The sequence below is a fragment of the Streptacidiphilus melanogenes genome, from assembly GCF_000787835.1.
GTDB classification, from domain to species: domain Bacteria; phylum Actinomycetota; class Actinomycetes; order Streptomycetales; family Streptomycetaceae; genus Streptacidiphilus; species Streptacidiphilus melanogenes.
In genome coordinates, this window is sequence record NZ_BBPP01000012.1 from 97,071 (window position 1) to 117,906 (window position 20,836).

At 71.7% G+C, this 20,836-nt stretch carries 24 protein-coding genes and 2 pseudogenes; 11 read left to right on the forward strand and 15 right to left on the reverse strand.

The features are described from left to right. Positions 1-147 precede the first annotated feature (147 nt). Entirely contained in the window at positions 148-1,143 is a 996-nt protein-coding gene (locus TR49_RS16025; protein ID WP_042382236.1) for a GlxA family transcriptional regulator, read from the reverse strand. Positions 1,144-1,380: 237 nt separating this feature from the next. On the opposite strand from TR49_RS16025, the gene TR49_RS16030 reads away from it, so the two are divergent. Both TR49_RS16030 and TR49_RS16035 read left to right on the forward strand, forming a co-directional pair. Beyond that, the gene (locus TR49_RS16030; protein WP_052434342.1) at positions 1,381-1,971 is read left to right on the forward strand and encodes a hypothetical protein; all 591 of its coding nucleotides are present in this window, start codon (positions 1,381-1,383) and stop codon (positions 1,969-1,971) included. Continuing rightward, positions 1,968-2,459: a hypothetical protein gene (locus TR49_RS16035; protein ID WP_042382237.1), complete on the forward strand. Its 492-nt coding sequence runs from the start codon at positions 1,968-1,970 to the stop codon at positions 2,457-2,459. Before TR49_RS16030 ends, TR49_RS16035 begins: the two co-directional genes overlap by 4 nt. A gap of 200 nt (positions 2,460-2,659) precedes the next feature. On the opposite strand, the gene TR49_RS16040 is transcribed toward TR49_RS16035, so the two are convergent. Continuing rightward, on the reverse strand, positions 2,660-3,895 hold the full coding sequence (locus TR49_RS16040) for a PP2C family protein-serine/threonine phosphatase (RefSeq protein ID WP_236653384.1): 1,236 nt from the start codon (positions 3,893-3,895) through the stop codon (positions 2,660-2,662). Positions 3,896-4,253: 358 nt separating this feature from the next. Between TR49_RS16040 and TR49_RS16045 the strand changes: the two genes are divergently transcribed. From TR49_RS16045 to TR49_RS16060, 4 genes are all read left to right on the forward strand, one after another. Then, positions 4,254-4,796 (forward strand): Rv1733c family protein, encoded by a 543-nt coding sequence (locus tag TR49_RS16045; protein WP_042382238.1) that lies wholly within the window; start codon positions 4,254-4,256, stop codon positions 4,794-4,796. Positions 4,797-5,037: 241 nt separating this feature from the next. Continuing rightward, complete coding sequence (locus TR49_RS16050; RefSeq protein ID WP_042382240.1) at positions 5,038-5,628, forward strand: isochorismatase family protein; 591 nt, start codon at positions 5,038-5,040, stop codon at positions 5,626-5,628. A gap of 110 nt (positions 5,629-5,738) precedes the next feature. After that, positions 5,739-6,905: a hypothetical protein gene (locus TR49_RS16055; protein WP_042382242.1), complete on the forward strand. Its 1,167-nt coding sequence runs from the start codon at positions 5,739-5,741 to the stop codon at positions 6,903-6,905. 134 nt (positions 6,906-7,039) lie between these two features. Beyond that, positions 7,040-8,281, forward strand: a complete 1,242-nt coding sequence (locus tag TR49_RS16060; RefSeq protein WP_042382244.1) for an MFS transporter — start codon at positions 7,040-7,042, stop codon at positions 8,279-8,281. Positions 8,282-8,353: 72 nt separating this feature from the next. Here the strand turns inward: TR49_RS16060 and TR49_RS44990 are convergent, their stop codons facing one another. From TR49_RS44990 to TR49_RS16070, 3 genes and pseudogenes are all read right to left on the reverse strand, one after another. Continuing rightward, entirely contained in the window at positions 8,354-9,430 is a 1,077-nt protein-coding gene (locus TR49_RS44990) for a glycerate kinase (RefSeq protein ID WP_052434343.1), read from the reverse strand. A 44-nt stretch (positions 9,431-9,474) separates the two neighbouring features. After that, positions 9,475-9,531 (reverse strand): annotated as a pseudogene (locus tag TR49_RS46700) (hypothetical protein); the annotation flags it as partial. Between the two features lie 90 nt (positions 9,532-9,621). Then, positions 9,622-10,314 carry a TetR/AcrR family transcriptional regulator gene (locus TR49_RS16070; protein ID WP_042382245.1) on the reverse strand — a complete coding sequence of 231 codons (693 nt, stop codon included), beginning with the start codon at positions 10,312-10,314 and terminating at the stop codon, positions 9,622-9,624. Positions 10,315-10,421: 107 nt separating this feature from the next. Between TR49_RS16070 and TR49_RS16075 the strand changes: the two genes are divergently transcribed. After that, positions 10,422-11,282, forward strand: coding sequence for an SDR family oxidoreductase (locus tag TR49_RS16075; protein WP_042382248.1), 861 nt, complete (start codon positions 10,422-10,424; stop codon positions 11,280-11,282). A 7-nt stretch (positions 11,283-11,289) separates the two neighbouring features. Here TR49_RS16075 and TR49_RS16080 read toward each other — a convergent pair whose 3' ends face one another. The 5 genes from TR49_RS16080 to TR49_RS16100 all read right to left on the reverse strand — a co-directional run bounded on the left by TR49_RS16080 (position 11,290) and on the right by TR49_RS16100 (position 14,074). After that, positions 11,290-11,715: a nuclear transport factor 2 family protein gene (locus tag TR49_RS16080; RefSeq protein ID WP_042382249.1), complete on the reverse strand. Its 426-nt coding sequence runs from the start codon at positions 11,713-11,715 to the stop codon at positions 11,290-11,292. Between the two features lie 74 nt (positions 11,716-11,789). Continuing rightward, positions 11,790-12,353 (reverse strand): NADPH-dependent FMN reductase, encoded by a 564-nt coding sequence (locus TR49_RS16085; protein WP_042382251.1) that lies wholly within the window; start codon positions 12,351-12,353, stop codon positions 11,790-11,792. A 31-nt stretch (positions 12,354-12,384) separates the two neighbouring features. Next, positions 12,385-12,921, reverse strand: coding sequence for a YceI family protein (locus TR49_RS16090; protein ID WP_042382381.1), 537 nt, complete (start codon positions 12,919-12,921; stop codon positions 12,385-12,387). 88 nt (positions 12,922-13,009) lie between these two features. Continuing rightward, on the reverse strand, positions 13,010-13,432 hold the full coding sequence (locus tag TR49_RS16095) for a nuclear transport factor 2 family protein (RefSeq protein ID WP_042382253.1): 423 nt from the start codon (positions 13,430-13,432) through the stop codon (positions 13,010-13,012). 135 nt (positions 13,433-13,567) lie between these two features. Beyond that, complete coding sequence (locus TR49_RS16100; RefSeq protein ID WP_042382256.1) at positions 13,568-14,074, reverse strand: MarR family winged helix-turn-helix transcriptional regulator; 507 nt, start codon at positions 14,072-14,074, stop codon at positions 13,568-13,570. Between the two features lie 293 nt (positions 14,075-14,367). Here TR49_RS16100 and TR49_RS16105 point away from each other — a divergent pair, with 293 nt between their 5' ends. Both TR49_RS16105 and TR49_RS16110 read left to right on the forward strand, forming a co-directional pair. Beyond that, a complete protein-coding gene (locus tag TR49_RS16105) occupies positions 14,368-14,796 on the forward strand; it encodes a nitroreductase family deazaflavin-dependent oxidoreductase (protein WP_042382259.1) in 429 nt (142 codons plus the stop codon). Positions 14,797-14,819: 23 nt separating this feature from the next. Continuing rightward, the gene (locus TR49_RS16110) at positions 14,820-15,743 is read left to right on the forward strand and encodes an NADP-dependent oxidoreductase (protein WP_042382262.1); all 924 of its coding nucleotides are present in this window, start codon (positions 14,820-14,822) and stop codon (positions 15,741-15,743) included. A gap of 90 nt (positions 15,744-15,833) precedes the next feature. Here the strand turns inward: TR49_RS16110 and TR49_RS40020 are convergent, their stop codons facing one another. Together TR49_RS40020 and TR49_RS47030 are read right to left on the reverse strand one after the other, a co-directional pair. Continuing rightward, positions 15,834-16,415, reverse strand: a complete 582-nt coding sequence (locus TR49_RS40020; RefSeq protein WP_152627295.1) for a DUF6193 family natural product biosynthesis protein — start codon at positions 16,413-16,415, stop codon at positions 15,834-15,836. A gap of 162 nt (positions 16,416-16,577) precedes the next feature. Further along, complete coding sequence (locus TR49_RS47030; protein ID WP_162484680.1) at positions 16,578-16,799, reverse strand: hypothetical protein; 222 nt, start codon at positions 16,797-16,799, stop codon at positions 16,578-16,580. Here TR49_RS47030 and TR49_RS47035 point away from each other — a divergent pair. Continuing rightward, positions 16,767-17,032: pseudogene (locus TR49_RS47035) on the forward strand (hypothetical protein); the annotation flags it as partial. The gene TR49_RS47030 and the pseudogene TR49_RS47035 sit on opposite strands and share 33 nt — an antisense overlap. Before the next feature lie 34 nt (positions 17,033-17,066). Here TR49_RS47035 and TR49_RS44360 read toward each other — a convergent pair. Together TR49_RS44360 and TR49_RS16130 are read right to left on the reverse strand one after the other, a co-directional pair. Continuing rightward, complete coding sequence (locus tag TR49_RS44360) at positions 17,067-17,669, reverse strand: hypothetical protein (RefSeq protein WP_162484681.1); 603 nt, start codon at positions 17,667-17,669, stop codon at positions 17,067-17,069. Between the two features lie 184 nt (positions 17,670-17,853). Next, on the reverse strand, positions 17,854-18,333 hold the full coding sequence (locus tag TR49_RS16130; protein ID WP_042382264.1) for a winged helix-turn-helix transcriptional regulator: 480 nt from the start codon (positions 18,331-18,333) through the stop codon (positions 17,854-17,856). A 58-nt stretch (positions 18,334-18,391) separates the two neighbouring features. On the opposite strand from TR49_RS16130, the gene TR49_RS16135 reads away from it, so the two are divergent. Continuing rightward, entirely contained in the window at positions 18,392-19,783 is a 1,392-nt protein-coding gene (locus TR49_RS16135; RefSeq protein WP_042382269.1) for an MFS transporter, read from the forward strand. Between the two features lie 140 nt (positions 19,784-19,923). On the opposite strand, the gene TR49_RS16140 is transcribed toward TR49_RS16135, so the two are convergent. Beyond that, entirely contained in the window at positions 19,924-20,763 is an 840-nt protein-coding gene (locus tag TR49_RS16140; protein WP_042382270.1) for a methyltransferase domain-containing protein, read from the reverse strand. Positions 20,764-20,836: the final 73 nt, after the last annotated feature.

Genomic DNA, 20,836 nt, shown 5'->3' on the forward strand with positions numbered 1-20,836 from the left:
AGCTCACCCCCGATTGCCGCTGCCGGATGCGTCCCGGGTGACCAGTATGCCCAACCCAATCGTTTGCGCAACCGGGAGTCTACGGAACTGACCGTCCAACAACCCGGCACAGAACAGTCGGACTTGGCCCGGTCCTGCGGTCGGGCGTCACCCCGGCGGCGCGTGGTGGAAGCGCCGCCGGTACTCGGTCGGGGTGGTCCCGAGCTTGCGCTGGAAGGCGCGGACCAGCGTGTCCGCGGTGTTGAAGCCGCAGGCCGCCGCGATGCGCTCGAGGGTGTCGTCGGTGGACTCCAGGCGGGCCCTGGCGGCCTCGACCCTGGCGGCTTCCACGTACGCGGCCGGCGTCGTGCCGAGTTCGGTCCTGAAGATCCGCGTCAGCTGGCGCTCGCTGACGTTGGCCGCCCGGGCCAGGTCGGGCACGGTCAGCGGAGCGGCGAGGTGCGCCCTGATGTGGTGCCGCAGCTCCTCCATGCGCCGCGTGGTGGAGACCGGCTCCAGGGGGACGCTGAACTGGCTCTGCCCGCTGGTGCGCTTGAGGTACATCACCAACTGCCGTGCGACGCGCAGGGCCACGGCCTCCCCGTGGTCCTCGGCGACGAGCGCCAGGGACAGGTCGAGGCAGGCGGTGATGCCCGCGCCCGTCCACACGTCGCCCTGGCGGATGAAGATGGGGTCCGCGTCCACCCGCACGGCGGGGAAGTCGGCGGAGAGCTGCTGCGCGGTGGACCAGTGGGTGGTGGCGCGCTTGCCGTCCAGCAGCCCGGCCGCGGCGAGCAGATGCGCGCCTACGCACACCGACGCGACGCGGCCCGCCCGCCCCGCCAGGGTGCGCGTCCACGCCACCACCTCGGGCGGCGTGACGGCGTGGACGCGGCCGGCGGCGTCGGACTCGACGGAGCCCGGCACGATCAGGGTGTCGATGCGGTCGGCCGCCAACCGCTCGTAGGTCACGTCGGGCAGGAGCCGCACGCCCGCCGCCGTGGTGACCGGGTCCAGCGTCCGCGCCGCGAGGACCACGCGGTAGGCAGGTGCGTCGGGCACCTCGCGGCGCAGGAGCGAGAACACCTCGGGCGGCCCGGTGACATCGAGCAGATCCACCCCTTCGAACAGCATGACGGCGACCAACCTGCCGCTGGATTGCATCCGGATTCCCCCCGGGTCACGTGCCGTGACACGCCTGTCACGGCGTCACCAGGAGGCCCGCTTCGGCGCGCCGGGCGCCCTGGTGGTCAACATTTTGTTGATCGTAGCGTGGGTGCTCGGTCGTTCCGCCGGACCGGCAGGCGCTGACGCCCCGTCGCATGCAGCCGCGAAGGCAGGGTAGGCGCGCCCCGACAGGATCGCTCTTCGGAGGGAAGGCAAACAGGAGGGAGACGTGCGATGACGACCGTCATCGTGGCCGTGCTCATCGTCGCCGGGTTGTGCTGCCTGGGATTCGTGGTGAGGGACCACCGTCGGACCGGGCGGCTCCAGCGCCGCTTCGGACCTGAGTACCAAGCCGCCGTCGCGCAGCACGACGGCAACGCCAGGAACGCGCGGCGCGCTCTGCTGCAACGCGAGCGCGACCTGGACGGCGTCGAGGTCCGGCCGCTCGACCCGGCCGCGGCCGAACGTCTGCGTGGCCGACTGCACGACCTGCAGGAGGAGTTCGTCGACTCGCCCCGGTCCGCGGTGACCGGCGCCGTCGAGACGATGGACCGGACCCTGGCCGCCACCGGCCACCCCGGGGACCCGGGCGACCTGCAGACGGTGCTGCGCTTCCGGGGCGAGGACGTGCTGCGCGACTACCGCCGGGCCCACGGTGCCGCCGCCGCCCCCGGGGATGGCCGCACCTCGACCGAGGACCTGCGCGCCGCGTTTCTCAGCGCGCGGAACGTCTGCGAGGCGCTCGCCCGCGACACCGCCCGGGACCGTTCCGACGAGCGCGCCGAACCGCTGGGCCCGCGGATGAATCTGAGGAGGGCATCGTGAGCACGGAACAGGAGACCTCGGCAGACCGCGCGCAGGACGAGCGTCCGTCGGACATGGCAGCCGGTCGGCACGCGGTCCGGGACGAGGGCATGGCCGTCACGGACGACACCACCGTCGACAGGGCGTCATCGGCAGCGGCGCCGGCCCCCGACCCCGCCGCAGGGCGTCCCCACGTGTCGGAGGTCGCGGTGGGCGAGGGGCCGATGCTCGATGCGAGCGCGGTCGAGCAGCTGCGCGAAGCATGGCGACAGGTCCAGTACGACTTCGTGGACGATCCGCACGAGGCGATCGGACGCGCCGACGCCCTGGTGGAACGTGCGGCCGTGGCCCTCGCCGATGCCGTGAACGCCCGGAGCGCCGCCGTGCGCAGAAGCTGGCACCAGCAGCAGGCGGCCTCGGCAGCGGCAGATCCCGTGGAGTCCACCGAGCAGCTGCGACGCGTCGTGCAGGAGTACCACGCGGTGCTGGACCGGGTTCTGGGCTGCTGACCCGGAGTACCAGCCTGGCGCGGTCGAGCGGAGTGCCCTCGTCGGCGGGCGCCGATACGTGCGGACCACCGTTCGGCTGCGCCCTCGGCCCGGGGAGACCCGGGCCCGTACCGTCGACGAACGCGATCCGCCGGACGTCTACGACCCATGAACGGGAGCGGGAGGCTGTCGGGCACCCGCCTTCGGCCAGCGGGAAGGCGTCAGCGGGGCGGGTGCCATTCGGTCAGGAGGATCGTCGCGTCGTCGTGCAGCCGTTGGCCCTGGTGCACGGTGATCTGCTGGATCAACCGTCTCAGGGCCTCGGGGGCGGGCAGGCCGTCGGCCATCGCGCGGACCACGGTGTCGGCCAGGCGCTGTTCGCCGAACAGTTCGCCGTCGGCGGCGCGCGCCTCGGTGACTCCGTCGGTGAAGAACAGCAGTCGGTCGCCGGGCTGCAGTTGCGCGGTGTGGACGGGCGGCGGCGAAGCGTCGTACCCCGACAGCCCGAGCGGCAGGTGCGGCGTGCGTTCGAGTGCGCCGGTCACGATGCGGCGGTCGCGGATCAACAGCGGGTGCGGGTGGCCGCAGTTGACCCAGTGCAGGCGCCCACTGGCATGGTCGAGGTCGGCGATGACGCAGGTCAGCAGTCGTTCCGGGATCCAGCGTGTCAGGGTGCGGTCGATCTGTTCGGCGATGTCCTGCAGCCCACCGCCCGCCCGGCGGGTGGAGCGGCAGGCTGCCATCGCGGCGGCGCTGCTGCCGCCGGAGGCGAGGTCGTGGCCCATGGCGTCCAGCAGTGTCAGGTGCAGCAGGGATCCGGCCAGGTTGTGGTCATAGGCGTCGCCGCCCACCTCGTAGGCGGGTTCCAGCATGGCGCTGGAGGTCACCGCGTCGGTGCCGATGGTGCGCGGCGGCAGGAACGCCCACAGCAGTTCCGCCTGGAGGCTCATCGGCCGGCTGCGCGTGGTCCGGGCAAGAACATCGCTGTAGGGCTGCTTGGTGGCCAGCATCATGGCCACCAGGGAGGCGAGGGCCTCGCAGTGCTTGAGCAGGGCGGGGTCGAGCTCCGGTGCGGCGATCCGCAGCACGCCCATGCGGCCGATGCCGTCCACGACCGGGAGCCAGCCGGTCCGTCCGTTGTCGTCCGTGCCCGGCCTGCCGAGTTGCGGCGTCTCGGTGCGGTACGCGTGTCCGGCGAGGGAGTTGTCGATGGGCAGCGTCTCCAGGTCCGGTGCCGCACTCCCGGCGGCCGTGAGCCGCTGCGCCTGTTCGGGCGTGGGCAGCGCCACCAGGTCGTGCTGTTGCAGGTCGGCGATGTACACGCGGGCCTCGGACAGGCCCAGCCGTCGTCCGGCTTGCGCTACCAGCCCGGGGACTTCACGCGGCGCGAGGCGGTGGCACACGGCCAGCATGTCGGCCAGCACCGGACCCAGACTCTCGCGCTCGGCTGGCACCACATCGCCCTCCGCCGTCGGTCCCCGGACACACTCGGATGATCTCCCCATCATGCGTCGAATCCGGTGGCCGCGTCGGGCGCCGCGCGGGAACGGCGCCGTGCGGGGGCACGGGCCTGTCCGGTGAACCGGTCAGGGGGCATGCGCGCTCGACAAGTGCCGCTGCGGGAGTGGCGAGGCTCCGACCTGCGCGGATCGTTCCTCGGCAGGCGCGAGGCGGCTGCCGAGGCGAAGATGGAGACGCCGTGTTCTGCGGCTCCCGCCTGCTGGGCCCGGGCCGTCTGGGCCGGTCTTCCCTCATGCACGACGGAGAAGGGAGGCGGGGGTCACGCCGTCGATCCCGGCGCTGCCGTCGGGCCCCGTGCCCCGCCGGCAGAACCCGCTCAGGCGCCGCAGCGACTGCCTTCGCAACTGGCTGCCGGCCCTGTTCGCCATGACCCTGTCCATCGCCGGGGCCCTGTCCATCCTGCTGGGTCTCCACGTCTACCTCGGTCTTCGTGCCGCCGCGGAGCGGCAGGCGGAGGGGCTGCACCGGGTGGTCGCGGTCGCCGCCTCCCAGCCCTTGCAGGTCGGCGTCGGCGTCGGAATCGCGACCCTCGACTGGACCGACGCCACCGGAAACCACGCCGCACAGGCGTCGGTCCCGGTCACGACGAGGCCGGGCGACCAGGTGCCGATCCTGGTCGACCGGAACGGCGTTCCCCAGCCCGCACCCCCACCGGCCGCCCAGAGTGTGGGCACCGCCACGGCGTACGCGGCGGCGGTCTTCGCCGGATCGGTTGTGCTGCTGACCGGCGGCCACGCCTGGGCCCGGCACACCCTGGACAGACGGGTGGCCCGTGCCTGGGAAGACGAGTGGGCGCTGGTCGAGCCCCAGTGGAGTCGGGGCAACCCTCGGGGCTGAGCAGGGACGAGGCTCCGGGCGCAGGCTCGGTTCGTCCGCGTGGGCCCGGTCGGCGGAACCGTGGCGCGCACCTTGCGGCCGGATTTCCTGCGGACTCCCTCCGGGTTACGCGTCGCCGCCCGCCTGTCATGGCGTCAACAGGATGTCCGTTTCTGCGGGTTGGACGTCCTGGTGGTCAACAATTTGTTGATCGTAGCGTGGGGGCGTCCAACCGAACCGCCGAACGAAAAGGTGCACCACCGTGGCGACGACGACCCTGCGGGAACTCAACAGCTTCGACCAGAGCCCGGCCCGGCTGGCCGACTCCACGCTGATCCTCATCGACTACCAGAACACCTACACCCAGGGCGTCATGGAGCTCGACGGCTGGAAGGAGGCCCTCGACGCCGCCGCCGACCTGCTCGCCCGGGCCCGCGCCGCCGGCGCGACGGTCATCCACGTCGTCAACGACGGCGGCGAGGGCACCCCCTACGACATCCGCGCGGAGATCGGCCGGATCCACCCCAAGGTCGCCCCCGTCGACGGCGAGCCGACCGTGGTCAAGGGCAAGCCGAACGCGTTCCTCGACACCGACCTCGGCGAGCTCGTCGACGCCGCGGGCAGGGACAAGCTGATCATCGCCGGCTTCATGACCCACATGTGCGTCGCCTTCACTGCCCAGGGCGCGTTCCTGCGCGGCAACCACGCCACCGTCGTCGCCGACGCCTCCGCCACCCGCCCGCTGCAGAGCCCGGCCGGCCAGGTCACCGCCGAGGAGCTCCACCAGGGCGCACTGGCCACCATCCACGACCTCTACGGCGTCGTCGTGCCCACGGCCGACCACCTGTCCTGACCCACACCCCGACGCGCGAACCGACGCACGTCCCGACACACCGCACCACGTGCACCCGGGCGCAGCCTCCCGACGAGGCTGCGCCCGTCCATCCGAGGGGGGAACCCGAGATGTCACCGACCCGCAGAACCGTCCTGGGCGGCGCGGCCGCCATCGGCGCAGCCGCCGCACTGACCGGCCTCAACGCCCGCAACGCGTCCGCCGACGGCACCAGCGGCAGCGTCACGCAGGCGCAGGCCCGCAACAACATGATCGCCGTCGACACGGCCATGCAGAGCAACTACGACGCCCTGCGCGCGAACGTCATCAACCAGCTGGCCCCCGTCATCGTCGTCAACAACGACCTCGTGGGCGGCACCTACTACCTGATCAACAAGGGCACGGTGGTGGAGCAGATCCAGCCCGTCGACCCGGTCTTCGCCCTCGCCAAGTCCATCGCGCACACCCCGCTGGGCATCTACTCCATCTGCGCGCCGTCGCTGGACCCGGGCCGCATCCTGCCCGCGCAGAAGCAGTACATCGACCCGCACGACCTGCGGATGGTGGCGTTCAACGGGCCCGGCAACACCAGCTGGACGACCCCGCTGCAGACCTTCGCCACCACCCTGCAGAACGCACGGCAGACCCTGGAGGCCGCCAACCTGCCCCAGGACGCCAACGGCAGCCTGCACGACTCCTGCGCCTACATCCTCGACAAGGCCCAGGACTACATCAGCGAGACGATCCGCAGCCGCGAGTTCGACATGGCGAAGTTCGAGGCCTTCACCGCCGACGTCTACCCGAGCGTCCGCACCAACATGTACTGGTCCTCGCGCGTCCAGATCGACGGCGTCAGCCAGCTGATGACCCGCTGGCGCAACCAGATCGGCTCCGCCTGGTCGGGCCTGTACGTGGTGGTCCTGTCCATCTGGACCACCTACGAGCAGAACCAGAACAGCATCATCCTGCAGAACTTCATGGACCAGAGCCAGGTCTCCACGCACCTGGTCAACCTGATGACGGCGCAGACCCCCACCGACCCGGTCCACGTCGCCCTGGACAACCTGGCGCGCATCGTCCAGGACAACATCGCCGCCGAAATGGTCTTCTCCACCGACCAGCCCACCGCCGACGCCCTCAAGGGTCAGCCGGACCTGCTGTCCACGGAAATCCTCAAACTGCTCGGCGGCACCACCGCCACCGGCAGCGGCGCGAAGGCGGCGAGCGCCCTCACCAAGGGCCAACTCACGCAGATCGCCTGCCCGTTCCACAACCGGTCCGCCGCCCTCAAGGCCTGACCCCACCCGCGCGCACCCGCGCGCGTCAACCCTTCACCACCGACGGCTTCCCCCCGGCCCGCGGCACACCGCCGCACCCCCGGGCGGGAAGCCGTCGCCGTTTGCGCACCACATGTCCCGGGGGGAAACCAATCGTGAACCGCACACGCGGCCTGCGCCACGGCAGACAGGCCTGGACACTCGTCGGCCTGGTCCTGCTCACCGTCAACCTCCGCGCCGCCATCACCGGCGTCCCGCCGCTCCTCGGTCAACTCCAGGCCACCGTGCACCTGTCCGGCCTCGCCGTCAGCGCCCTGGCGACGCTGCCGGTGCTCTGCCTGGGCGTGTTCTCCGCCGTGGCTCCGGCCCTCGGCCGCCGCCACGGCAAGGAAGCCACCATCGCCGCAGCCCTGCTGGCCACCACGGCCGGCATCGTCCTGCGCGTGGCGCCGGGCCCGGTGGCCCTGTTCGCGGGCACGGTCCTGGCGGGCGCGGGCATCGCCGTCGGCGGCGCGCTCCTGCCCGCCGTCATCAAACAGCACTTCCCGGCCCAGGTCGGCCCGTTGACCGGCGTCGCCATGACGCTCATGGCCGCCAGCGGAGCCGTCGCCGCAGCCGCCGCGGTTCCCCTGGCCCAGGCGGCCGGATGGCGCCTCGCACTGGCGGCGTGGGCGCTGCCCTCGCTCGTCGCCGCCCTCACCTGGAGCCCTCTCGCGGCCCTCGCCCGACGTGTGCCCGCACCGCCGCAGGCGCGGCCGGACGCGGGCACGCTGCTGCGCTCGCCGCTGGCCTGGTCCGTCTCGGCGTTCCTGGGAGCGGTGTCGCTGATGTTCTACGTCCTGGTCGCCTGGCTGCCACAGATCATGCAGTCCCGCGGCTACACCCCCGACGAGGCCGGGGCGATGGTGTCCGTCATGCTCGCCACCGGCATCCCCCTCGGGTTCGTCACGCCCTACCTGGCCGCACGCCTGCACGACCAGCTCCCGCTCGTCCTGGCCGTCGCCGCCGTCAAGGTCGTCGGCCTCGGCGGCATCCTGCTGCTGCCCGGGGATGCCTGGGTCTGGGCCGCCGTCCTCGGCGTCGCCGTCGGCGCCGCGTTCCCGCTGGCCATGACCTTCCTCAGCCTGCGCTCACCCGACGCAGCCACCACCGCCCGCCTCTCCGGCATGGCCCAGACCGCCGGCTACCTCCTCGCCGGAACCGGCCCCCTGGCCTTCGGCCTCCTCCACACCGCCACCGGCGGCTGGACCACCCCGCTGGCACTCCTCGGCACGCTGATCGTCCCCGAAGCGCTCTCCGGCCTGCGCGCCGCCCGCCCCGGCCAGGTCCGCACCGCCCCTCCCACGCGCCCGGCCTCCACGCCCCGGCCGCCGAGACGCGAAACCGTCCACCGGTGACGGGCCCTGGGTTCGGCCCGGGAGCCCGCACGCAAGTGCCGTGCGGGCCCCCGGCACCCCTGACCGGCGGCGCTAGCCGACGGTCAGGCTGATGTCGTCGCAGGTGGCTGTGGCCGATGCGGACGGCAGGTAGCAGAAGACCGTCGCGGACGTGCTGGTGGCACCGGTGGTGAAGGTGTCGGAGACCGGGGTCCACCCGGTGGCCGTGGTGTGGGTGGTGACCTGGGGGCCTCCGAAGTTCTTCACCCCGAAGCTGGTGGAGGCGCCGGAGTCGGCGCGCACCCAGCCGGAGTAGGTGTAGGTGGTGGCCGGTCGCAAGCCGGTGACCTTGTACTCCATGGTCGCGTAGTCGCCGGCCGGGGACTTCAGCTGAAGGTCGTGGGTGGGGCTGTGGGCCGCCGCGTCGCCGACGACGGCGGCGTTGTGAGCGGTCCAGCCGGGCAGGGCGCCGGACTCGAAGTCCCCGCCGGGGATGAGGTTCGCGGATCCGGCCGGGAAGGTGAGCGTCTGGGCGTCGACCGGGTGCGTGTTGCCCGCGGCGCCGGTGTCGGACCAGTCGCGCTGCGGCGCGGTGACGACGCCGCCGCTGCCGGAGGTCAGGCTGAGTGCCTGGCCGCTGTAGCGGTTCGCGTTGCCGGTGCAGCCGTACGTGCCGATCTCCTCGGGACCGGCGCCCTTCTGCGGCCCGTAGACGGCGCCGGCGCCGTCCGGGCCGAGGAGCGGGTTGGTGACGTCGGTGAGCAGCCGGACACCGCCCGGCGGCGCGGGCCGCAAGCGGCTGAGGGCGATCCGGTGCAGGCGGGTGAGGGCCCCGCCTCCGTCCGCGAGCGGGAGGCCGTCGGCGCCGAGCAGCCGCACGCCGAGGGCGCTCAGCAGCCCGGCTCCGCCGTCGCTGGAGGCGGAGCCGCCCAGCCCGACCAGCAACGGGCCGCTGCTGCCCGGCGTCGGGCCAAGGGGGAGCGTCGCGGCGTGGTCGAGCGCGGCGGCGATGAGCTCGCCGGTGCCGCGGGTGGTGGCGGCGAGCGGATCAGGACGGGCCATCAGCGGCAGTCCGCTGGCGGTGGCGAGCTCGACCACGGCGGTGCCGTCGGCGAGGAGCGCGAACTCACCGTCGACGGGGCGGCCGTCGGGGCCGGTGCAGCCGCCCACGCGGGCAGGGCGCTCCCCGGGTGGGCGGCCAGGACGGCGGCCAGGGTCCCCTCGCCGCCGTCGGCCATGGGGAGGGTCGCGATGCGATCATCCGGTCTGAGAGAGCGCCAGCCCTCGCTGAGGGCGCGTGCCGCCTCCTCGGCGGTGACGGTGCCCTTGAAGAGCGGAGCAGGGCGCGAGGGGCGCTGCGGTCAGCGGGACCTCCGCGATGCCTGGGCGCGGTAGCCGTCCAGCAGGGCGGTCAGGATGTCGGTGAGGCGCGGTGCGACGTCGACCACGGCGTGGGCGAGGTCGGGGGTTTCCTCGTAGAAGCGGCGCAGCTCGGTGCCGGGCGCTGCCATCTGCCACAGGGCGCCGGCCATCGCGGTGGCGGTGGCGACCGTGTCGCCCGCCTGACGCGCGGAGATGGCAGGGGCCGCCTGGCACAAGGCCGCGCCGACCGCACCGGCTTCGGCGAGCGCGGTGGTCTTGAAGGCTCTGACCGCCGTGAGGGACACCCCGCGTTCGAGCGTGATCGGCGTGTGGGCGAGCAGGTCGCAGAAGAGCGGACGGGCGACCAGGGTGTCCGCGAGGACGCCCGCGACCACGGCGCTCGCCGGCTCGACGCTGGTCGCGCCATCGGCCGGGCCCGCGAGCCGCTCGCGGACGGCCTGCGACCACTCCGTCCAGCCGCTGGCCGCCAGCCGGAGGAAGATCTCCTCGCGCGTCTCGAAGTAGCGCAGCATCGCCGACTTGTGCATGCCCACGGCAGCGGCGATGTCGGTGAGGGTCACCGCGCGGACGCCGGCCTCCGTGGCCAGCCGCCCCGCGGCCTCCAGGATCGCTGTCTCGCGGATGCGCTTGGCCTCGGCGCTGCGGGCGCGTTCGAACTGCGGTGGGGTCACCCGTCCATGCTAGCGCAACCACGTTGCACTATTAGCGCAACGGTGTTTCACTAAAAGGGCACCCGCGGACCCGCGGACCTGGGACAGCGAAGGAAGAAGGCCCCGCCATGTCATCCAAGACCATCGTCATCACCGGAACCGCCAGCGGCTTCGGCCGCCTGGCCGTGGGGCGGTTCACCGAAGCCGGGTGGAACGTCGTCGCCACCGTCCGCAGGAAGGAGGACCTGGGCGCGCACGCCGACCTGGAGAACGTGAGGACGCTTCTGCTGGACGTCGACGACGAGGAGGCCGACCTGGCCTTCGGTGAGCTGGCGAAGTCCCAGTTCGGCCGCGTCGACGCGTTGATCAACAACGCGGGCTACTTCCAGTCCGGGCCGCTGGAGGCCACGACCATGGATCAGGCCCACCGTCAGTTCCAGACCAACGTCTTCGGGCTGATCGCGCTCAACAAGGCCTTCATCCCGATCTTCCGCGAGCAGCGCTCGGGCGTCATCGTCAATGTCAGCTCGATCAGCGCGGATGCGGGATTCCCGTACACCTCGGTCTACGAGGCGTCCAAAGCGGCGGTCGCCGCGCTCAGTGAGGGCCTGAACGCCGAGCTGTCGGAGTTCGGCGTCACCGTCAAGGCCCTGTTTCCGGGCAACATGGACACCGGGATCTTCGGCAAGGTCGACCGGGCCCAGGACGTCCCCGAGGACTACCTCGCCTCCTGGGGCCGCTTCGCCTCACTGAACGCCGTCCGCTCGGACCCGCGGATCACCGCCGACGTGATGCTCCGCATGGTCACCGACGGAGACACCCGCAAGGTCCGCTACTACAGCGGTCCGGACGGGGAGGCGATCCCGCGGGTGAAGCAACTGCTCGGACAGGACTGGTACTGGCAGGAGTTCAGTGCGCGCAACCGCGGAGAGTCCACGCCGCTGTGGGACGCCCTGATGCCGCAGCCGGTGACGGCCGAGCGGCGCTGACGCAGCGTCACGGAGCTTGCGGCGCCGGGGCGTCCGTATGCGCCGTGCTGTCCTTCTGTGACGGCGGCCCCTCTGCGCCGCCTGCCACGAAGGTGTGGAGCTCGACGATGACCCCGTCCCTGACGTGGGCGATGTCCATGCCGGTGACAACGGGCGGCTGTCCGGGCGGGCCGAAGCGGAAGCCCAGATGGCCGAGGTCGTCGTTGACCGAGACGGGCCCGTCGGGCTGGAAGACCCAGCCGGGGGTCTGCGCCTGAAGCTCCGCCGCGCGGACGGCCAGGGCCTCGCGCCCGCGGACGACGCGGTCCGGTTCGTGCCAGACCACGTCCTCGGCGTAGGTCTCGGCGATGGCCTTGGCGCGGCGCTCGGCGTCGGGTTCGTTGAAGACGTCGAGGAGGTTGCGCCGCATGAGGTCGGCGACGGTGGTGGCCATGAGCGGTGGTCCTTTCGGGTGACTGTGTGGGTGCCGCTGCTCCGCCGCCCGCAGCGGGTGGGTGCGGGCGGGCGTCAGGTGCGCAGGGTCTTCATGGCGGTCGACCAGGCCTCGATCTCCTCGAACAGTTTCGTCGCCGCGGCGTCGTGGTGCGCGCCGGGCTTGAACAGGCTGAGGTTCTCGAAGTCAGTGAACAGCGAGAAGGCCAGCTGCTGGTGCACGTGGGCCAGTTGGACGGCGCTGGCGATGCTGCGCAGGTGCTCGGCCGCGCGGATGCCGCCGACGGTGCCGTAGGAGACGAAGGCGGCGGCCTTGTCGTTCCACTCGGCGTAGGCGTAGTCGATGGCGTTCTTCAGCACCGCGGGGATGGAGTGGTTGTACTCCGGGGTGACGAAGACATAGCCGTCGAACTCGGCGACCTTGGCCGCCCAGGCCTTGGTGTGCTCGCCCTGGTACTGGCCCATGGAGGGCGGCATCGGCTCGTCCATCAACGGCAGCGGCCAGTCGGCGAGGTCGACCAGCTCGTACTCGGCGCCGGTGCGGGCGCCCGCGCGGTCGACGACCCAGTCGGCGACGGCCTTGCCGTTGCGGCCGGGACGGGTGCTGCCCAGGATGACAGCGATCTTGAGGGTGCTCATGTCGTGCTCTCCTTCCGCGTGCCCGGCCCGCTCAGGCGGAGTGGTCGCCGTCGCCGTGGCGGGCCCGGATGGTGGCGGTCAGCTGGAGGTGGCGCGCGGCCATGCCCTTGAGCTTGGTGACGCCGTGGGCGTAGCGGTCGACGATCGCGGTGGCCTCCACGGTGATCTCGTCGCCGTCGACCTCTGCGCGGGTCACGGTGAAGGTGACGGGTGCGTCGACGCCGTGTGCGGTCAGCCGGCCTTGAAGGGCCCAGGTGCCGGCCTGGTCCAGCTCGGCACCGGCGGCGCGGAAGACGATGTCCGGGTAGTTCTCCGTGTCCAGCAGCGCCTTGGACAGGACCTGGCGGTCCCGGTTCCTGTTGCCCGTGGCGAAACTGGCCGCATCGGCCACGGCGTCCACGTGGGTACCGGTGAGCGGCTCGGCGAGGGCGACGGTGCCGCTGCGCAGCCGGAAGCTGCCGCGCACGGTGCCCAGGCCGAACAGGTGCTTGGTGGTGAAGGTGATCTCCGAACGCGGGGCGTCGATGACGTAGCGGCCGGGCGTCGGAGTCGGCGTTGCGGTGGTCATGATGACCTCCTTGGTCACTTGAGCCTTCAAGTGAAACGTTAGACCTGTCAACTTGAATGCTCAAGTGATGAGGGAGAATTCCCACCGCTCAGGCGAGGCCGAGCTGCCGGGCGATGACCGAGCCCTCCGCGTAGCAGTCGAAGCGCTTGATCTTGCCGTCGACCAGCTCGAACACGTCGCAGCAGGGCGCGTCCATGCGCCGGCCGGTGGGCGGGACGGTGCCGGAGGGCAGCTCCAGCGGGCCGGTGTGGGTGCCCTGCAGGCGCAGCTGCACGATCACCGTGTCTCCGTCGCTGGCGTAGAAGCGCTCCAGCTCGCGGTGCATGTCGGGGAAGGCCTTGGCGTAGACCTCGACCGTCCTGCCGAGCTCGTCGGGGCCGCAGTAGGTCAGCGGGATCGACATGTCGGTGAAGGTGCCGTCCTCGGTGAAGGCCGCGATCCAGCCGGCGACGTCCTGCTCCTCGGCGACCTGGTAGGCGGCGCGGATGATCTTCTCGTTGTCGTGGGACATCTCTCGACTCCCCTGGTTCGTGTGTGGTTGCTGGGCTTCTGTCCACCATTCACTTTAATGCTCAAGTCATATCCCGGCACAAGAGGTCCTTGCTCATTGAGTTCCAGGTGAGTTCGCGACCGGTGACTTGAAGCGTCAACGCGCTGGGGAGTCGATCCGCTGCAGGATCCGCTCCGCGTCCTGGCCGAGGCGCCGCAGGCGTTCGCCGGAGAGGTTGTCGACCACCAGGCGGCGGACGTAGGCCACGTGTGCGGGCGCGGCGGACTCCAGCTTGGCCATGCCGGCGGGGAGCAGGATCGCGTTGGTGAACCGCCCGTCGGCCGGATCCGCCTCGCGCCGTACGTGGCCGCGCCGCTCCAGTCGCTTGACCAGGTGGGAAAGGCGCGACAGCGAGGTGCTGGTGTTCTCCGCGAGCGTGCTCATCCGCAGGGTCCACTCCGGGGCCTCGGACAGCATGGCCAGGGTCATGTACTCGACCATGCTGAGGTCGGCGTCGCGCTGGAGCTGCGTGTCGATAGCCCAGGGCAGCCGGGTCATCAGGCGGACGACCGAGAGCCACGAGTCCAGCTCGCCGGAGGTGAGCCACAGGCCCGCGTGTTCGTCTGCGGGCGCCTCGGCGGGTGCTTCGTCCTGAGTCGTCATGGGGGGAGCGTAACAGCCCCATCCTGCGGATGACATGCCTCTGCTGGGAAGTCCCCGATCCCGAACTTTCACTTGAAGCATCAAGTCAGGCAGGCGTAGGCTCTCAGTGAGAAGTGATCCGGAACCGGCGCGCCGCCCGGAACGCGGACCGGTGATCCGGCGGTGTGAATCAACCGAATCCGGTGAGGTGGGCACACCGGCCCGGTGGTAGGACTCGCAGGGGCGGCGGACATCACGGGCCGTGGGTTCGCCTTCCACCCCATCACCACGATCGTGAACGGCAGGGGTTCGACATGAGCGAAGCACTCGACTGGAACGCGAGGACCATCGCGGAGTTCCGAGCCAACGAGGGCCGCGTCGGTGGGCCCTTCGAGGGCGCTCCGTTGGTCCTGGTCCATCACCGGGGCCGCAAGAGCGGCCGTGAGCACGTCACTCCGATGATGTACCTCGCGCACGAAACGGAGCCGGAGACCGTCTACGTCTTCGCGAGCAAGAATGGAGCACCGACCAACCCGGACTGGTACCGCAACCTGATCGCCGCCGGCGAGGGCACCATCGAGCGCGGAACCGAGACCTACCGGGTCACCGTGCGGGATCTGACCGGTGACGAGCACGACCGCGTCTACGCCGAGCAGGCACGGCGCTACCCGGCCTTCGCCGAGTACGCGCGCCAGACCGAGGGGGTGCGCACCATCCCGGTGCTCGAGCTCCGGCGGGTCTGACAACGCCTCGGGAAGGAGGAGTCATGCCGAAAGCGGTCCGGTACGACCGGTTCGGCGGGATCGACGTGCTGCACGTCGCCGAGGTGGAACGCCCGGCGCCCCAGGACGGGCAGGTCCTCGTGCGCGTGAAGGCGGCCGGCATCAACCCGAGTGAGGCGGTCATCCGCACCGGGGCGCTGGCGGAGATGTTCCCGTCGACGTTCCCCTCCGGGCAGGGCAGCGACCTCGCCGGGATCGTCGAGGAGGTCGCAGCCGGGGTCGGCGGATACCGGCCCGGCGACGAGGTGATCGGGTTCAGCAACGAGCGGGCCGCCCAGGCCGAGCTGGTCCTCGTCGAGGCAGGTGACCTCACCCGCAAGCCGGCGGAGGTCTCCTGGGAGGTCGCGGGCGGCCTCTACGTCGCCGGCGTCACCGCGTGGGGCGCGGTCCACTCCGTGCGGCCCGCCGAGGGCGAGACCGTCGTCGTCTCCGGAGCCGCCGGGGGCGTCGGCTCGCTCGCGGTCCAGCTCGCGCGCCGCACCGGCGCCACGGTGATCGGGCTCGCCGGCACGGGCAACCACGACTGGCTGAGGGGCCACGGCGTGATCCCCGTCGCGTACGGCGACGGAGTCGCGGACCGGATCCGGGCCGCCGCACCCGGCGGCGTGGACGCCTTCGTCGACACCTACGGCGACGGGTACGTCGAGCTGGCCCTCGGCCTCGGCGTCGCGCCCGAGCGGATCGACATCATCGCCGATTTCGCCGCCGCCGCGACGTACGGGGTGAAGACGGACGGAGGAACGGCGGCGGGCCCCGGCGCCGCGGTGCTCGCCGAGCTGGCCGGCCTGATCGCCGACGGCCGGCTCGAGGTCCCGGTCGCGAAGGTCTACCCGCTGGAGCAGGTCCGCGAGGCCTACGCCGAACTCGAACGCCGCCACACCCACGGCAAGATCGTTCTGCGGCCCTAGGCGGTGGCCTGGCGATCAAGAGCGCTGGCGCCAGGTGCAGCCGAACGTGGCGACGAACAGTATCGCTGCCAGTCCCGCTCGGACGACGCTTCAACGCGCCGGCCCGATCCCCTCCGGCAGGACGGCCACCACGAAGGCGACGGCCTCCTCCGGCGTCTCGAAGCGCGCGAGCACCTCATGCCCGTTCCGTACCGCGTAGGACCTCTCATAGTGCGGCCAGATCATGGGCCCGATCCCTGTCGTCCTCCGATTAGCCGTGGTACTGGTGGAGAACCAGAGGTTGAAGTGGCTGGTCACCGGCATCAGTTGGCGGAGCACCGGCTGGGCGTACGCCGCTGCCAACAGCGCGTGCACGCGCGGGAAACGGTTCATCGGCGGCATGTGGATGCCGTCGAGCCTGCGGCACCACTCCAATTCGACAGCACCGAGCGGCTCCCGCTCGTGCGCGAGAGCCCAAGGGCGGAAGTCAATGCACGAGGCCTGCTCCTTGGTCTCCTCGAGCCCCGCTCCACCGGTCCAAGCCACCACTGCCCTCACCACCTCAGCCAGATCGGCGGTCAACCCGCCGGCCAGGCGCAGGCCATTGCTCTGCAGGTACACCCAGAAAGTCCGACACTGCTCGCCGGTCGGACTCACCCCCACCCACCGGTTGAGCCCTGCGTCGACGTACACGGCTATGCGGCTCCACTGTCCTTCGTGGTCAGGCAAGACGACCCCAAGGCCCTCCGCCGCACGCAGCAACCTCTCCCCGAGTGTCATGCCGCCCCAGTCGTTCTCGCCGGACCCCACCTTGAAGCTCGTCCCGCCAGTATGCCGCCGAGCGCGTCGACGGTCTCAGGCGATCAGGTGCCGGTCTTCCCAACCCCGGGCCATGCGGGCCCGGAATTCGGCCAGGTGACCTTTGGCGACCCAGCCGGCCTGGGGCTCGCAGCCCTGTTCGGCCAGGTGCCGACCTGCGTCGATGCCTTCGGCCTGGTCCAAGCCGAGGCGGATGCGGCCGGTGAGATCGACTGGGACGTCGCGGTCGACTCGACGTCCGTGCGCGCGCACCAGCACGCCGCCGGTGCCCGGCTCGCTCCGCCACCTGCCCTCAAAAGGGGCTCCGTGTAGGTGGTCAAAGCCGCTCAGGTCCGGGCGGAACTGATCGACCGGCTGGCGGAGGTGGCGCGGGAGGTGAGGCGCTCGGCCGCTCGAGCGGCGGGTTCACCACCAAGATCCACCTGAGTGCGGCCGGGCGCTGCCAGGTGCTGTCGCTGGTCATCACGCCCGGCCAGTGCGCCGACTGCACTCAGTCGAAGACGATCTCTCGTGCGGCCTGCCGGGTCACCCGTGGACTGGCCCGGCCGAGATCTGCAGGTGGCGTCGGTCCCAGTCGGTTTCCATGGTCCAGCGCAGCACCGGGTCGGTCATCCAGGGGGACAGCTCGTGGCTGCCGTCGTGGACTGCGAGGAGGAATTCGACCATGCCGCCGTCGAAGGGGACCACTTCGGCCGGTCCGCGAAGCAGCATGACCACGGGCCAGCGGTCGGGGTCGGCGTCCTGGGTCGACCAGTAGAAGGTGTCGCCGCTCAGGTTGTGTCCCCATGCCAGCAGTCCGCCCGGCGCCGGGAGGTCGGGGTAGGCCGGGCCGTCCCAGCAGTTGACTTCGTGATCGAGCGTCAACCCGGAGATCGTCTCCTCCACGAAGGCCCGGAAGCCTCCGGGATCACCGGACAGGTAGGGCGCGGACGAGGGGGCCATTACGGACGTGGGCAACTCCTCCGGCCCGACGTGTATCACTCCTCCGCCGAACCGGTTGACGAACTCCCGGTAGTCCGCGGGGAAGTCGAAGCCGCACTCCGCTTTCGACCGTTCCCATGGCGGCGCGGCCACGGCTTCCTGCGGTGGCGGCAGTAGTCGGGACAGGGCATCAAGGTTCGCGCTCACCGGAACTCCTCGTGTGCTGGCCGTCTCTGGTCGCCGCCGCGTCGGCGACGATCGTGCTCGGACCGCACAGTAGCTCCCGGCCAGGACATCTCGGGGCGCCGGCGGGGCTCAGGCCCCCTGCCGACGCGCGTCGTCGGGGCCGCTCTGGCCTTGGGTGCGCAGGAGCCCGACGGGCGGCCGGTGGTCAGCGATCGTGCGGTGCCCGCACCACGAGGTCCTCCTCGGGCACGGCGTGGCCGGCCTCGCAGTGGATCTCCACGTGGGCGGGCGCCCCGCAGTCCGCGTGCGTCAGGCGGCTGGGGCCGAACTCCGAAGGTGTGTAGCGTCCGCCCCACTCCAGCAGTGCGATGACGATCGGCAGCAGTGCGTGGCCGGCCTCGGTGAGCCGGTACTCGTGGCGGGTGCGCTGGCCCGGCTCGCGGTAGGGCTCCTTGGTGAGGACACCGGCGGCGACCAGCTCCTTCAGGCGCTGCGCCGCCACGGCCTCGGTGACCCCGACCCGCCTGTGCAGGGCGTCGAACCGGGTGGTGCCGTGGAACGCCTCGCGCAGAAGCAGCATGGAGGTCCGGTTGCCGACCAGCTGCATGGTGCGGTCGATGCCGCAGTGGTCGCCGAGGGGCGTGTCGCCCCGGCGGGCGAACCAGCCTTCGAGTTGAAGGGTCATGGGTCCATCGTACGGCCCTGGCTTGCCATTGCCATAGTCAGCTGTCTAGATTCTGGCTATGGCATCCAATAGTCAGCCTCCGCGCACGAGGCTCGCGGTCGCGATCCTGACCGGCTCCGCCTTCCTCGCCAGCCTTGACCTGTTCATCGTGAACGTGGCGTTCGACGAGATCGGACACGACTTCGGCACCTCCTCGCTCGGCTCGTTGAGCTGGATCCTCAACGCCTACGCGGTCGTCTACGCCGCGCTGCTGGTACCCATGGGGCGACTGACCGACCGCTACGGCCGCAAGTCCGGCTTCCTGGCCGGAATGCTCGTCTTCACCCTCGCCAGCCTCGCCTGCGGCTTCGCCCCGGGCATCTGGTGGCTGGTCGGCTTCCGCATCGTGCAGGCCGCGGGCGCGGCCCTGATGACACCGGCCTCCCTCGGCCTGCTCCTGGCCGCACTCCCGGCGGACCGGCGCGCCGCCGGCGCGCGCCTGTGGGCGATGACCGGTGCGGTCGCGGCTGCCTTCGGCCCCGCGGTCGGCGGCATCCTGGTGCAGATCTCCTGGCAGACGGCCTTCTGGATCAACGTCCCCATCGGTCTCGCGCTGACACTGGCCGCCGCCAAGGTGGTGCCCGACGTGCGCCACAACGCCGACGCCCCCCGGCCCGACCTGCTCGGCGGCGCCGTCATCGCCGTGTCCGCCGGTGCGCTCGTGCTCGGCCTCGTCCAGGGCAACGACTGGGGCTGGGCGTCCGGCCCCGTCCTCGCCTCCTGGGCGGTGGCGGCCGCGGGCCTGGCCGTCTTCGTCTGGCGCATCAACCACCACGCGGCCCCGATGATAGATCCGGCCCTGCTCCGGATCCCCTCCTTCGCCTGGGCGAACACCGCCCAGTTGCTGTTCAACACCGCCTTCGGCGTCGGCCTGCTCTCGCGGATCCTGTGGCTCCAGCAGCACTGGGGCTACTCCGCCATCCGCACCGGTCTGGCCGTAGCGGTCGGCCCCGCCCTCGTGCCGGTCACCTCCATGCTGGTCACGCGTGCCTTCCCGCGTGCAGCGCGGGGGCGCCTCATCGCGCTGGGCTGCGTCCTCTTCGGCGCCGGCGCCGTGTGGCAGGCCGCGGTGACCGGCGACCAGCCGGCCTACGCCACGCAGATGCTCGGTCCGTGGATTCTCTCCGGCGTCGCCGTCGGCATCGTCCTCCCTCAGCTCACGGCAGCCGGAACGGCGGCACTGCCGCCGCACCAGGCCTCCACAGGCTCCGGCGTCGTCAACATGGCACGCCAACTGGGCATGGTGATCGGCACATCGGTGATGGTCGGCCTGCTCGGCAGCGGAGAGCCCTCGCTGGCGCGCTTCCAGCACGTGTGGGTCTTCATGGCGGCCTCCTCCGTGGCGGCCGCGATCGCGGCCCTCGTCATGGACGGCGTCCGCAGCCCGGCGGTCCAACCCGCGACGGCCTGACCGTCGACGCGATGCCCGGTCGGGACGCCCGTCCCGGCGTCAGAACCTGCCGTACAGCGCGAACCGCCGACCGACATGACGGCTGATCAGCCGGTCGGCTCTCCGCCGATGACGAGGTTGGATCCCCCGGTCAGGGGGCCTTAGCCGGGTGACCAGGGGTGCTCGGCCGGGCGGCGTCCCCAGGCCGAGATCAGCGGCGCGAGGGTCAGGTCGAGTTCGCCCGCGTGGATGGCGGCCAGGTGCGCGTCGATCTCGGCGTCGTCGGCCAGGCCGGCCGCGAGCAGCTCGGCGCGCACGTGCCGGATGGTCGACGCCTCCAGGTGGTTGCAGGCCGGTCCGCCGACCGGGAAGGAGCCCGAAGCCGCGACGTCGACCAGGCCCGCGTCACGCAAGGCCCGCGGCAGGGTCCGGCCGTAGCGCAGGTCCGCGCCGCGACCCGCCAGCAGCGCGCGGATCGCCTCGCGCAGCCGGTTGGCACGCCGCTGCGCAGGGCCGCTGTCGTCGAGGCAGGCCAGCGGCTGCAAAGCGGTGTCGGCGTCCTCGACCAACAGCCAGCCGCCGGGCCGTAGCGCTGCCGCCATCGTGGCCAGCGCCCGCGCCCGGTCCGGTACATGGACCAGCACCAGCCGGGCGTGCACCAGGTCGAACGTCCCCGGCTCCGGGGTCGGATCAGCGGCGAGGTCGTGCCGGCGCACCTCGTACCCGTGGCCCGCGTTCAGCCACGACGGGTCGATGTCCGTGGCCAGCACGTGGCCGGTCGGACCGACGGCCGCCGCGAGCGCCTCGGGGATGCCAGGGCCTCCGGCCCCCACTTCCCAGACGCGCGAGCCGGCCTTGACGCCGAGTCGATCGACGTGTCCGCGGGTCACACCGTCGAACAACTCGGCCAGCCAGACGAATCGCTCGCCCGCCTCGGCGCGCGCGTTGTCCAGCAGGTACCCGCGGCCGGGAGCGGACTCTCCATCGAGCTCGGACGTCATGACTCCATGATCGACCCTCCCCGGCCACCGGCGCCACGACGACGCGCGAGGGATGGCTCACACAGAGCGGCGA

Excerpts from the sequence above, each read along its gene's own strand:
- TR49_RS16025 (WP_042382236.1), bottom strand. The coding sequence starts at position 1,143 with ATGCAATCCAGCGGCAGGTTGGTCGCCGTCATGCTGTTCGAAGGGGTG.
- TR49_RS16030 (WP_052434342.1), top strand. The coding sequence starts at position 1,381 with ATGACGACCGTCATCGTGGCCGTGCTCATCGTCGCCGGGTTGTGCTGC.
- TR49_RS16055 (WP_042382242.1), top strand. The coding sequence starts at position 5,739 with ATGTCACCGACCCGCAGAACCGTCCTGGGCGGCGCGGCCGCCATCGGC.
- TR49_RS16075 (WP_042382248.1), top strand. The coding sequence starts at position 10,422 with ATGTCATCCAAGACCATCGTCATCACCGGAACCGCCAGCGGCTTCGGC.
- TR49_RS16080 (WP_042382249.1), bottom strand. The coding sequence starts at position 11,715 with ATGGCCACCACCGTCGCCGACCTCATGCGGCGCAACCTCCTCGACGTC.
- TR49_RS16085 (WP_042382251.1), bottom strand. The coding sequence starts at position 12,353 with ATGAGCACCCTCAAGATCGCTGTCATCCTGGGCAGCACCCGTCCCGGC.
- TR49_RS16090 (WP_042382381.1), bottom strand. The coding sequence starts at position 12,921 with ATGACCACCGCAACGCCGACTCCGACGCCCGGCCGCTACGTCATCGAC.
- TR49_RS16095 (WP_042382253.1), bottom strand. The coding sequence starts at position 13,432 with ATGTCCCACGACAACGAGAAGATCATCCGCGCCGCCTACCAGGTCGCC.
- TR49_RS16100 (WP_042382256.1), bottom strand. The coding sequence starts at position 14,074 with ATGACGACTCAGGACGAAGCACCCGCCGAGGCGCCCGCAGACGAACAC.
- TR49_RS16105 (WP_042382259.1), top strand. The coding sequence starts at position 14,368 with ATGAGCGAAGCACTCGACTGGAACGCGAGGACCATCGCGGAGTTCCGA.
- TR49_RS16110 (WP_042382262.1), top strand. The coding sequence starts at position 14,820 with ATGCCGAAAGCGGTCCGGTACGACCGGTTCGGCGGGATCGACGTGCTG.
- TR49_RS16130 (WP_042382264.1), bottom strand. The coding sequence starts at position 18,333 with ATGACCCTTCAACTCGAAGGCTGGTTCGCCCGCCGGGGCGACACGCCC.
- TR49_RS16135 (WP_042382269.1), top strand. The coding sequence starts at position 18,392 with ATGGCATCCAATAGTCAGCCTCCGCGCACGAGGCTCGCGGTCGCGATC.
- TR49_RS16140 (WP_042382270.1), bottom strand. The coding sequence starts at position 20,763 with ATGACGTCCGAGCTCGATGGAGAGTCCGCTCCCGGCCGCGGGTACCTG.